This window comes from Allomuricauda sp. CP2A (genome assembly GCF_001683915.1).
In the GTDB taxonomy this organism is placed as follows: Bacteria; Bacteroidota; Bacteroidia; order Flavobacteriales; family Flavobacteriaceae; genus Flagellimonas.
Map to the genome: position 1 here is coordinate 23100 of NZ_LXTT01000062.1, position 11581 is coordinate 34680.

Below are 11581 nucleotides of genomic sequence, written 5' to 3' on the forward strand. Positions count from 1 at the left end.
CTAATCTGTTTTTTTGAACCAAAGATTTCGTACCCTACCGTTGGATATAAACACACCCTCGATTTCCTCCTCAGCATTACGCTTGAATTTTAGGAAGTTCAGTGGATATGTTCCCTCCAAAAGGTCGTTTTGCTTTTGATGAAGGGATAATTTTCCATGTCGGATATGGTGGGCATAAAGTGAGTCATTCTGATAATGGATAGTATATGAGGTTTCTATTTCGGGACTGAAATAAGTGCTTGTATATTCTTCAGCGAGCTGGGGCGTCAATTTTTGTTCAGTGAATTTTTCAAAAACCATTGGTTTTCCACTTTCCGGGTAAAATATCATTTTACCATCCTCAAATACGATATGTGAATCATTTTCTGAATACATTGCGGTAAACTTTTCCTTATCGGTGGGAAGAAAGAATGCTTTGGAATTTCCATTGCCCAAGTAGAGGGTATCTGCATTAATTTCGACATTTCTCTCTTGATAGGTAATATCATCCCAGTACATGCCCACATAAGATTGTAATTGCGGCTTAGAAACGTTGACTGTTTTCAGTTTTTTTGGGCCATTGGCCTTATCAAAAAGGATTTTTACGATGTCTGTAGCTTTTGTGGCCGGGGAAGAGGATGAAAAATTAGTTAGCACCACAATACAGGTCTGTTTTTCAGGGAAAACGGAAATATTGGAACGATATCCACCAATGGAACCTCCGTGGCCGATGCGTTTCATTCCATAGAGGTCATCCACCACCACCCCAAAGGCATATTGATTGACGTTCCCATCGTTCAGCGGATCCGCGGTTTGCATCATTTCAAAAGCCTTTTCCCAGCCTGAAGATGGCTCGTAATAATTCTTCAGATATTTTGCAAGGTCAGCTGTTGTGGTATGGATATTTCCCGAACCTACATACCCCCAATACTCCACAGCCCGAACAAAACCATCTTCTGTAGCGTCATAGGATGTGGCATTGTTGGGTACAATGCGATCGTATTGCGCTTCCACATAGGTGTCATGCATTCCCAAAGGCTCAAAAACATCACCTTTCATATATTCCACAAAGGACTTTCCAGTTACTTTTTCAATAATGTTGGCCAAGAACATATATCCGGTATTGCAATACATGTATTCGGAGCCTGGCTCAAAATTGAGGTCTTGCTGTTGGGCAATAATTCGGTCCAAATCGGCATTGGTCCGCACATCATCGTTCCTCCATCCAGCCAATGCAAACAGAGCATGGAGACTTCGCAATCCACTGGTGTGGTGCAGCATGTGCCGAATGGTAATTTTATTGCCAAAATCCGGAAGCCCATCAATATAAGCATCAATGGTATCATCCACAGAAAGTTTTCCTTGAAGGTGAAGCAAAACAATCCCCAAAGCACTGAACTGCTTGGAAACAGAGGCTACATTGAACCGGGTTCCAGTGGTATTGGGCACCAAGTATTCCATGCTGGCCAATCCATAAGCCTTGGAAAATACCATTTCATCTCCTTGCATCACCATTATGGAACCCCCTGGATGATTGGGACGGTTCCAATCCAGGAATAGGCTATCAATCTGGGCAATTTTATTTTCTATTTGGGCCGATACGCAACCCAAAGAGAGAAATGCAATACAAAAGAGCGATTTGGCAAAAATTCTTGTCATGGATTATTTTTCAAGTCCAGCTTGCGCCAGAGTAATCAACAACGCCAATTGAATGGATTCTGCCCCTGTCTCATCGTTCATGTACCATTCATGAAGCGAGTGTGCTCCCCCTCCTTTGCCTCCACGACCAATACAAACGGATGGAATGCCTTTGGAAACGGGGATATTGATATTAGTAGAGCCCCTGTTCAATACCGGTTCCACCCCAAAATATTGGGTTGCGGCCATCGTTCTTTGAATCAAGGGTAGGGTAGCGGGGAGTTCGCCGGAAGGTCTGTCACCGATTTGTTCCAATTTATAGGTCACTTCTCCCGTAATGCCACTGGCATTATATTCGGTGATGGCTTTTTCCACCGATTTTTTGAAAATAGCTTCAATCTCATCCAGATTTTTTGGGTCGATGGCCCGCATGTCCACTTCCATCCACGATTCAAAGGGGATGGAATTGACAGAGGTTCCACCGCCAATGCGCCCCACATTGAAACTGGTTTTGGGAATATCACCCGAAGTATAGGCCCATGCATCTTTTGAAAAGACATCAATGGCCTTGCCCAAGGCATGGTGCGGATTGGCAAGCTCAAAATCGCCCCAAGAATGCCCTCCTTTTCCATTGACAATCAATTTATATCGCTTGGAGCCCAATCCAGCATTGCTGATTCGCCCCAAACTACCACCATCTATGGCAATCCAAGCATCGATATCCAAACCAGATTCGTTGAACATATATTTCATGCCGCGCAGGTCGCCAAGGCCTTCTTCCCCAACGGTTCCCACAATGAGGAGGTCTTTTTCGGTCTTGATTTCCGCTTTGTTCATGGCCTTCAGCATACTGAGGAGCATGGCTAACCCTCGGGTATCGTCACCTATTCCCGGTGCCTTCAAGGTATCGCCCACTTTGGTGACGGTAACATCGGTACCTTCCGGAAAAACAACATCCATATGGGCATCTACGCCCACATAACCTGGTTCTCCAGAGGTTCCTTTTCGCAAACCGATTACATTGCCCACTTTGTCCGTCCAAATACTGTCAATACCAGCTTCCATCAACATCTTCGCAAAGACTTTGCCTCTTTTATCTTCTCCAAAAGGTGGTGCCAATATCTCGGTTAAGGTGACCAAATCCTTCATGGTCTGGTCTTCTTGTTCCTCAATAACAGCAAATGCGGCTTGAACCTTTTTAGCCTTTGCCAAACGGTCAATTTCCTTGGTATATTTCTTTTCAATCCCTGGACTTTCCTGTGCCTTTATCATGTTGGGCAGCAGAAAAGCGGCCAATACCAACCCTGTAATAATTTGTTTCATATCTATTGCGTCTATTTTTTTCTCAATACGATTCCAGACCTAACGTCATGGAATTTACCATTGTCCACAGCAAAAACTCCATTTACAATGACAAAATCGATTCCTTCTGGATATTGGTGGGGTTTTTCAAAAGTGGCTTTGTCAATTACTGTTTCAGGGTTAAAGATGGTGATGTCTGCCCGCATACCCTCCTTCAACATTCCTCTATCCGTCAATTTTAGGCTTTGGGCAGGCAATTGCGTCATTTTGCGAATAGCCTCGGTAAGTTCCAAGGTCTTTTTTTCTCTAACATAATGACCCAATACCCTTGGAAATGTTCCATACCAGCGGGGGTGCGGGTGACCCATGCCGGGTTCCACCAATCGGCCATCCGAGCCGATCATGGTTTGTGGGTGTTGCATAATTCGGGTCACATCTTCTTCGGCCATGGCATGGAACACACAGGAAGCACCACCGTTCAGTTGGGCCTCAATGACCAAATCGGCCCCATTTTCAACCGTAGGTTCCAAACCTTTTTGCTCGGCCCAAAATTTTAGGGTTTTTCCTTCCAAATCGGGTTGCCATTCCACTTTGGCAAATTGAATTCGGTCCAAATCAGAACCGCCACGATCATTGATGATGTTGAATATTATCCCATTTTTTATGCTGTCCCTGAGCACGGGGTCGGTTGCCCTTTCATCAAAAGCTTCCTGACCGCCCGCCATGGACCAACTGGGAATAAGCACGGAAATTCCGGTATAGCTGGCGGTATAGGGATATTGGTCTATTTTAATATCGAGTCCTTTGGCACGGGCAGAATCTACCATGGCCAAGGTGCGCACACTTTTACCCCACATCGGTTTTCCAATGGCTTTGTGATGGGTCAATACCACGGGAATATCTGCTTCCGCTGAAATTTGGATGGCCTCTTCAACCGCATCAAAAAGACCCAAGCCCTCTTCCCTGAGGTGCGAAGTATAAATGCCTCCATATTTTGAAGCCACTTTGGACAAGGCTATGACTTCATCAACCTTTGAAAAGGCTCCGGGCAAATATTTGAGCCCAGTTGAAATTCCGTAGGCCCCTTCCTGCATGGCACTGTCAATTTCTGCTTCCATTGCCAAAAGTTCTTCTTGGGTGGGCGCACGATTTTCCAATCCCATGATATTTTTCCGTACCGTATTGTGACCAATGAGGTAGGCTACGTTCATGCCAATGCCTTTTTCTTGGAGACTATCCAAATAGGGTTTGAGGGGCCAAGGGGACCTTCCATCGGGCCCGCCCAAGGCTGTGGTAACACCCTGTCTAACATGGCTTTCACATGAAGCCAGCTCCATAATGGGCTCCAAATGGGTGTGCATGTCAATAAATCCAGGTGAAACGGCAAGTCCGTTGGCTTCAACTATTCGAGTTGCCTTAGCTTTATCCAAATCGCCCATGGCCACGATCATGGAATCCTTTATCGCAATATCGGTCTCAATAGGGGCATTTCCAGAACCGTCATAAACGGTTCCATTCAGTATAAGAATGTCATATTCAGGTCCACCACAGGAAAATAGGATAAGAGACCAAAGCACCAAACTGATTTTGGTTATATAAACGATTTCTATTTTTGCGTTAGGGTTGTTCACAATACTAATTTTGAGGGTTCCAATTTTTTAAGCCCGGCAAAGGCTTTCTGTAATTTTTGAGTGGTTTCGCCAATTTCTTCCGGTGCGTGGTAAACATGGTCACCTAATTTGGCGATGGAGGCAATTTGGGTGGTGGTTCCGGTGAGAAAAGCTTCGTCCATATCATCAATTTCATCCACACCGATGGCTTTTTCCATCATGGGAATGTCCAATTCCTCGCAAAGTTTCAGCACAATCTTTCGGGTGATACCATCCAAAATAAGCTGATTGGCAGGATGGGTGTATACTTTTCCTGATTTTATAAAAAAGATGTTGGTGTGCGAGCCTTCGGTGATGAATCCATTGCGGACGAAAACGGCTTCGTCCGCATTTCCTTCCATGGCCCTTTCATTGGCCATGACATTGCCCAAAAGCGATGTTGATTTGATATCACACCGGAGCCACCGATTATCTGAACACAAAATGGTGTGCATGTTTTTTGTGTTGATGTAGGGTAGGGAATAGGGCAGGGCGTACATCATAACGGTTGGCGGCACATCTTTTGGGTAAGAATGCTTTCTGGGGGCCACGCCACGGGTCACCTGCATATAGATGAGACAGGGTTTGTTTTCGAGCTTGCTGGCCATCAAAAGGGGATTCAATTGAGAATCCATTTCAGCCACATTGTAGACAATCCCAATTTTCTCCAGATTCTTTTGAAGCCGTTCCAAATGGGCATCTTTGTAAAAAAGTCCATTCTCCAATTGCACCATGACTTCGTAAATGCCATCCCCAAAAAGAAAACCGCGATCAAAGACGGATATGGTTGCTTGGCTACTGGAAATGATTTCACCGTTCAAAAAGATTTTTTCTGGAAAATTACCTTTAGGCAGCATAGTTTTAAGGGTTGGTTTTAAGTGTAAAGCGACCAAGGGCGGCCCTTTTGCAATACCTGTGAAGGTAAAGGATATTTTTCTAAATTGAAACCTTATGTAAGATTTCGTGATGGGATTTTTTATGGATTGAAAAGATTAAACCTTAAGAAGTAAAATTTTGGGATATGATAAAAAAATAAGGCAGGATTTGTGCAGTTATGTTGAAAGCATGTCCTGGTTTTTTTGCAATAATTCTGCTATTCTCTTTTTTAAACTTTCGGGCTCCAATATTTTGCCATAATCCCCAAACATTAAATACCACCGGGCAAACCCATTTTCCAAATCTGTGGTCATAAAGGTCATTTCAACCTGATTGTTTTTTGTTTTTTGGGATACAAAGCCATAGTATTTTTTGCTGCCCTGTATGTGTTTGGCCACCGTCTTGTTCACCGATATACGCACTTTTGTTTTTTGAACATTCTCATATTTATGTCGATGCTCATCAATGGTGCCATGCTGAAGGATAAAACTGTTCGGTGTCCGTTTAATTTGAAGGATTCTATCCGTTCGGAAGTGTCTGTAGTCTTTTCTGAGGTGACAATACCCCAAGATATACCAGAAATTATTTTCATGAAAAACCCCAACAGGTTCAATATTTCGTTCAGAAGGATCATCGGCATGGAGGGATTCGTACCGAAGAAACACCTGTTTCTTTTCTGCAATGCTTTCGAACAAAATTTCAAGCGCATTGGGAATAGCTTCATTAAAAAGGTCTTGCCCTGGAAAAATGGATACTTGCGACTCCAATGCTTCCACCCAATCCTTTTCTTTTCCGCGCATAACGGATTTTAGCTTGAACATGGCAGATTCGTAGTAGGTACCCAATGACTTGTCCGTGAATTTTTGCATCAACTTTTCTGCGGCCACAAAACTTCCGGCTTCTTCACGGGTAAACATGACAGGGGGCAATCGGTATCCCTCCATAATGGAATAGCCCACACCTGCTTCACTGACAATGGGAACTCCGGATGCTTCCAAGGTGCGAATATCCCTGTAAATGGTGCGAAGACTTACTTCAAAACGATCAGCCAATTCTTGGGCCTTTACAATGCGTTTGGATTGTAGTTGGATCAAGATGGCCACAATCCTGTCAAAACGTTTAACGGTATCCATTCCCATAATTAAGCGACCTATCTCCCAAAGATAGGATTTCAATCCAAGGTAGGCAGGCCATTTTTTGTTCATTCTTTCAACTTTGCATCCGTATCAATATCCATTTCATTGTGTAATAAAATGGATGTAGGGGATGGTTTTGAATTCCAAAACTATGTGGGAACAATGACAACCCATTGTCAACAAAGAAAATTTACCCACCACTTTTTTCTACTGACACGGGGTTGTCACAACCCCCATTTACCTTTGGTTTCAGAATCAATAAATAAAAACAATGTACCATGAAAAACACCGCAGAAAAGCAAAGCAAAACAGCACAGGTCATTACACCTTCCCAACTCTTGGAGCATTGGCAAGGACACCGACGGGTAACCCGAAGGGTCATCGAGGCATTTCCGGAAAAGGAGTTCTTTACCCACTCCATTGGCGGAATGCGTCCTTTTTCACAGATGGTGGCGGAACTTCTGGCCATCGCTGTGCCAGGGCTTCAGGAAATAGTGTCGGGTAAAGCCTCAAAGTTTGACGAAAATTTAGATCACGACAATAGTAAAGCTAAAATGTTGCAATGGTGGGATGAGGCCACAGAACAAATCAATGAGCTATGGGCCAAAATTCCAGCAGAGCAATTTCAGGAACACGTCAAATTGTTTGGGCAGTATGAGGGACCTGTACATTCCCAGATTTTTTATTTCATAGACAACGAGATACATCACCGGGCCCAAGGGTATGTCTACTTACGCTCATTGGGTGTGGAACCACCATTTTTTTACGACCGTAGCTAAATTAATTTGCATAAGGAATGAAAAACGTATTGGTATTTAAAACATCGGTTACCGGTAAAAATGAGGTGCAACAGCTGAAACCTTTACTGAACCGATTGGTAAACCAGCACGGCTATTGGAATTTCGACTTGGAGGATTGCGATAACATCCTCCGGGTTGAAACCCAAAGTCTGAGCGCACCTGCAATCTCATCACTTTTGCAAAAAAGTGGATTTCATTGTGAAGAGCTGCATTGATCATAGTATCTTTTAAAATTATTTTTTGACCATTTATTGAGTTTTCCCGTACTTCACAAAAACATTTAACATGACCATTTTTGTGGATATGGACGAGGTGATGGCCGATGCGTATGGGGCGCACCTCGAAATATATAACAAGGAGTTCAACGCCCAACTCATACTGGAAGATTGCTATGGCAAGGAAGCATGGCAATGTGTGCCAGAAGAACACCAAGAGTCTGTTAGAGGACACAATTGGAGAGTAGGATATTTTAGAAACCTCAAGGTGATTCCAGATAGTCAGGAGGTACTTTATGAATTGCACAAAAAGTATGAGGTCTATATTGCCTCTGCAGCCATGGAGTTCCCTCATTCTCTCAAGGAGAAGTCGGATTGGTTGGATGAATACTTTCCATTTATTCCGTGGAAAAAGCGAATTTTATGTGGGGACAAATTCATCTTAAAAGGGGATGTGCTTATCGATGACCGTAGCAAAAACCTAAAAAAGTTTGATGGACGGAGCATTATGTACACCTCCCCACATAACACCAATACCACAGATTTTGAGCGCGCCAACAATTGGAAAGAAATCGCCGACAAACTTTTGTAACTTAGGGCATGCAAATTCGCCAAACCATCTCCAAAGTCATCCTTTTGGGAATCCCATTCTTTTATCAAGCTTGTTCTGCACAATCCCAATTGGTGGAAGATGAGGTACAAACCGTGACCAAAGAGGATCTTCGGTACTATTTGTATTATCCAGAGGACTATTTTGAGGAAGAGAATGCCGACTTCGGACTATTGCTCTTTTTGCACGGAGGCGGGGAATCTGGAAGAGAGTTGCTGCATGTAAAGAAAAATGGGCCACCAAAACTTTTGGCGGAAGGAAAGCAATTCCCGTTCTTGATCTTGGCCCCGCAGAACCCCCATGAGAGAAAGTGGTGGAATACCCAAGCCGTTGCCCAATTATTGGATTCCATTGTAGAAACGAACCGAGTGGATAAAAACCGAATTTATTTAACCGGGCTCAGCAGGGGTGGAAGCGCAGCTTGGGAAATGGCCACCCAATATCCCCAAAAGTTTGCGGCCATGGCGGTAGTGTGCGGTATGACTCCCTTGCCTTATGCCCATTGGATTGACAAAGAAATGCCCATTTGGGTCTTTCATGGGGATAAGGATGAAATTATTCGTGTGGATGAGTCCGATAAAATGGTGGAAAAGCTCAAAGAAATGAATTATGATGTCATTTACACCCGGTATAAAGATGTTGGACATAATGCTTGGGATAGGGCATACACGACCGATTCACTCTACACATGGCTGGCCAAACAGAAACGCGTAAACTGATTGCAATGAGATATTTGGTTTTAATTTTGATAGCTTTTTTCTTTTTCAATTGTCGGGAAAAGCAAAATGGCAAGCAATCCGAACAACAAGAGCAAATTGTAGTAGAGGTTGTGGATACGGTCATTAAAAAAGAAAAAAAACGAAAGACTTTTGAGGGGCTGGCCGATACCACTTTTGTTCGTTTGGCCGATTTCAGTGATGATTTTGCGTATGACATCCGCTATGCCACCGAGAACAATTTTTTAAAGGCAAAGGTGTATGATTGTGCTGAATGCTACACCCGGGTAAAAACAGCCAAGGCATTGATAGAAGCCAACAAGGATTTTATGAAAGAAGGAGTGAAAATCAAGTTTTTTGATTGTTACCGGCCCAATTCAGTGCAGTACAAAATGTGGGAAATAGTGCCCAACCCCCAATATGTGGCCAATCCGGTAAAGGGTTCCATCCATAATAAGGGAGGAGCCGTTGACATAACCTTGGTGGACATGGAGGGCAACGAATTGGACATGGGAACCGATTTTGATTTCTTTGGCAAGAAAGCCTATCACGATAATCTTGACCTTCCCGAAGAAATTTTGGAGAATCGAAAATTGTTGAAAGAAACTATGGAAACCCATGGGTTTTGGTCCATCAGGACCGAGTGGTGGCACTATAATTTATCGGCAGCTTCCAATGACAGGGTGGCCAACTTTAAATGGAATTGTACTAATTAACCAAAAACAAACACAGTGAAACATTCAAAACGCACATCAATTTTTATGTCCCTTATGGGATTATTGGCCATGAGCCTGTCGGCACAAGACACCATTATGCCCTTATGGCCCAATGAAATTCCCAATCAGAAAGCATCCAACGAGAAGGAAAAAGTTGAAACAGACCGATTTGATTGGATTACCAATGTGCAACAGCCTACCATTGAAGTTTATTTACCCGCAAAGCGAAGTGCCAACGGACAGGCTGTGGTTATTTTTCCAGGAGGCGGGTACTACGGATTGGCCTATGATTGGGAGGGCATTGATATGGCCAAGGCATTAAACTCCCAAGGAGTGGCCGGAATAGTGGTGAAATACAGGTTGCCCATATCAAAATCCATTGTGGAAGGAAAAGAAGTGGTTCCCCTACAAGATGCCCAGCGTGCCATACGGTTGGTAAAGAGCAAAGCAGCTGAGTGGAATATTTCTGAAGGAAAAATAGGAATCATGGGGTTTTCTGCGGGTGGACATTTGGCATCGACCCTTGGAACCCATTATGATGATAACGTTTACGAAAAGCAGGACGCTGCAGATGATTTAAGTGCTAGACCTGATTTTATGGCGTTGATCTATCCGGTTATTTCCATGGATAATGCAACCACCCATTCAGGGTCCAAGGGGGCATTGTTGGGTGAAAATCCTTCGGACGATTTGGCAAACCGATTTTCTGCAAACAAAAATGTGACCAAGAACACCCCACCGACTTTTTTGCTTCATGCCCAAGACGATGATGCCGTACCTGTTGAAAATAGCATTTTGATGTTCAGTGCACTGAAAAAGGAAGGGATACCGGTAACCATGCATATTTATCCCAAAGGTGGACATGGATTTTCTTTGGCGCTACAAGATGGACGACTCAAGAATTGGATGACGCTATTGTACAGTTGGCTTGAAAATTTGGAATGACTACTATACTTTTTGGCACTCCAGCACGATTAATGCATCGGTTGTGGTTTTGGTGAAAAATAGATAGGTGTCGCCACCATCTTTTATGTTGTGTTTTTTTCGGAGGTCAGCTACGGATATTGGGAAATTCCGTGTGGTGATATTGGCCTTTTTCTGGGCGAATTCTTTCAAGACCTTTTTGGAGTAGGGCAGAACCCTTGATATGAAAAACCGTCTTCCGGGAAAATCGATAAGTCCATCAGAAGTGTATAAATGGGAATGCAAGTGCAGTTTCTTTAAACCAAATGCACCCGCTACCGATTTAAACCCCCCGGATTTTAGAATCGCTGCATTGGGTTCGTAGAGATAGCTTTTTGGTTCATCAAATTCAACTTCAATGGGTTGTTCATCCTCCAAGTTGAAATTGAACATCATTTCCTGTTCATGTGTTTTGTTCATGGTTTTGATGGCCACCTTGCCTTTGTACCCGAGTTCCAAAACAAAGAGGAGTTCTTTAACCTCGTTGTTGATGGCCACCACATGAATTTCCTTTACTAAATGGAGTTCCTCAATGCCCTGTTTTATATCCAAAAGGGGAGAGGCTTTGACCAGAATATTTTTGGTTTTTTCAAATAGTAAAGAAAGATTTTCGGGAAGATTGGGAAGACAATCCTTTAATAAAAACACTTTTCCAATTGTATCATTTCGGCGAGAGGGATCCACATACACCCAATCAAATTTTTCATCCGTTTGCTTTAAATAATCAATTCCATCTTCGGGAATACAAATGATGTTTTTGCAACCCAAAACCTCAAAATTATGTTGGGCAATTTCACTGAGATTTTTATCAACTTCGCAATGAAAAACAGTGTCGATTTTTTTGGAAAAAAAGTAGGTGTCCACTCCCAATCCCCCAGTAAGGTCCAATAGTGTTTTTCCATCCACTAAATTGGCTTTGTAGTGGGCGGTTTCTTCGGAGCTGGTTTGCTCAATATTGAGTTTATTGGGATAATAAATGTT

Annotated in this window: 12 protein-coding genes; 6 read left to right on the plus strand and 6 right to left on the minus strand. The window is 43.2% G+C overall.

Annotated elements, in window-relative coordinates; all coding sequences use genetic code 11:
• The 5 genes from A7D14_RS07385 to A7D14_RS07405 all read right to left on the minus strand — a co-directional run bounded on the left by A7D14_RS07385 (window position 1) and on the right by A7D14_RS07405 (window position 6583).
• Window positions 1-1638, minus strand: coding sequence for a serine hydrolase domain-containing protein (locus A7D14_RS07385; protein WP_067032198.1), 1638 nt, complete (start codon window positions 1636-1638; stop codon window positions 1-3).
• Between the two features lie 3 nt (window positions 1639-1641).
• A complete protein-coding gene (locus tag A7D14_RS07390; protein ID WP_067032200.1) occupies window positions 1642-2940 on the minus strand; it encodes a M20/M25/M40 family metallo-hydrolase in 1299 nt (432 codons plus the stop codon).
• A gap of 11 nt (window positions 2941-2951) precedes the next feature.
• Window positions 2952-4550: an N-acyl-D-amino-acid deacylase family protein gene (locus tag A7D14_RS07395; protein WP_218058515.1), complete on the minus strand. Its 1599-nt coding sequence runs from the start codon at window positions 4548-4550 to the stop codon at window positions 2952-2954.
• Window positions 4547-5425: an aminotransferase class IV gene (locus A7D14_RS07400; RefSeq protein WP_067032202.1), complete on the minus strand. Its 879-nt coding sequence runs from the start codon at window positions 5423-5425 to the stop codon at window positions 4547-4549. The genes A7D14_RS07395 and A7D14_RS07400 overlap by 4 nt, the downstream gene beginning before the upstream one ends.
• 195 nt (window positions 5426-5620) lie before the next feature.
• Window positions 5621-6583, minus strand: coding sequence for a helix-turn-helix transcriptional regulator (locus A7D14_RS07405; protein ID WP_067032232.1), 963 nt, complete (start codon window positions 6581-6583; stop codon window positions 5621-5623).
• A 275-nt stretch (window positions 6584-6858) separates the two neighbouring features.
• Here A7D14_RS07405 and A7D14_RS07410 point away from each other — a divergent pair, with 275 nt between their 5' ends.
• The 6 genes from A7D14_RS07410 (at window position 6859) to A7D14_RS07435 (ending at window position 10582) form a co-directional block, all read left to right on the plus strand.
• Entirely contained in the window at window positions 6859-7359 is a 501-nt protein-coding gene (locus A7D14_RS07410; RefSeq protein WP_067032205.1) for a DinB family protein, read from the plus strand.
• 17 nt (window positions 7360-7376) lie between these two features.
• The gene (locus tag A7D14_RS07415; protein ID WP_067032208.1) at window positions 7377-7595 is read left to right on the plus strand and encodes a hypothetical protein; all 219 of its coding nucleotides are present in this window, start codon (window positions 7377-7379) and stop codon (window positions 7593-7595) included.
• 70 nt (window positions 7596-7665) lie between these two features.
• Window positions 7666-8187 (plus strand): 5' nucleotidase, NT5C type, encoded by a 522-nt coding sequence (locus A7D14_RS07420; protein WP_067032211.1) that lies wholly within the window; start codon window positions 7666-7668, stop codon window positions 8185-8187.
• Between the two features lie 8 nt (window positions 8188-8195).
• Window positions 8196-8924 (plus strand): dienelactone hydrolase family protein, encoded by a 729-nt coding sequence (locus tag A7D14_RS07425; RefSeq protein ID WP_067032214.1) that lies wholly within the window; start codon window positions 8196-8198, stop codon window positions 8922-8924.
• Window positions 8925-8929: 5 nt separating this feature from the next.
• Complete coding sequence (locus tag A7D14_RS07430) at window positions 8930-9637, plus strand: M15 family metallopeptidase (protein WP_067032217.1); 708 nt, start codon at window positions 8930-8932, stop codon at window positions 9635-9637.
• Window positions 9638-9652: 15 nt separating this feature from the next.
• Window positions 9653-10582, plus strand: a complete 930-nt coding sequence (locus tag A7D14_RS07435; protein ID WP_255307409.1) for an alpha/beta hydrolase — start codon at window positions 9653-9655, stop codon at window positions 10580-10582.
• Window positions 10583-10585: 3 nt separating this feature from the next.
• Here A7D14_RS07435 and A7D14_RS07440 read toward each other — a convergent pair.
• Window positions 10586-11581: THUMP-like domain-containing protein (locus A7D14_RS07440; RefSeq protein ID WP_067032223.1), on the minus strand; the 996-nt coding region annotated here is incomplete at its 5' end.

Coding starts and splice junctions, on each gene's coding strand:
- A7D14_RS07385 (WP_067032198.1), bottom strand. CDS start 1,638: ATGACAAGAATTTTTGCCAAATCGCTCTTTTGTATTGCATTTCTCTCT.
- A7D14_RS07390 (WP_067032200.1), bottom strand. CDS start 2,940: ATGAAACAAATTATTACAGGGTTGGTATTGGCCGCTTTTCTGCTGCCC.
- A7D14_RS07400 (WP_067032202.1), bottom strand. CDS start 5,425: ATGCTGCCTAAAGGTAATTTTCCAGAAAAAATCTTTTTGAACGGTGAA.
- A7D14_RS07405 (WP_067032232.1), bottom strand. CDS start 6,583: ATGGGAATGGATACCGTTAAACGTTTTGACAGGATTGTGGCCATCTTG.
- A7D14_RS07410 (WP_067032205.1), top strand. CDS start 6,859: ATGAAAAACACCGCAGAAAAGCAAAGCAAAACAGCACAGGTCATTACA.
- A7D14_RS07415 (WP_067032208.1), top strand. CDS start 7,377: ATGAAAAACGTATTGGTATTTAAAACATCGGTTACCGGTAAAAATGAG.
- A7D14_RS07420 (WP_067032211.1), top strand. CDS start 7,666: ATGACCATTTTTGTGGATATGGACGAGGTGATGGCCGATGCGTATGGG.
- A7D14_RS07425 (WP_067032214.1), top strand. CDS start 8,196: ATGCAAATTCGCCAAACCATCTCCAAAGTCATCCTTTTGGGAATCCCA.
- A7D14_RS07430 (WP_067032217.1), top strand. CDS start 8,930: ATGAGATATTTGGTTTTAATTTTGATAGCTTTTTTCTTTTTCAATTGT.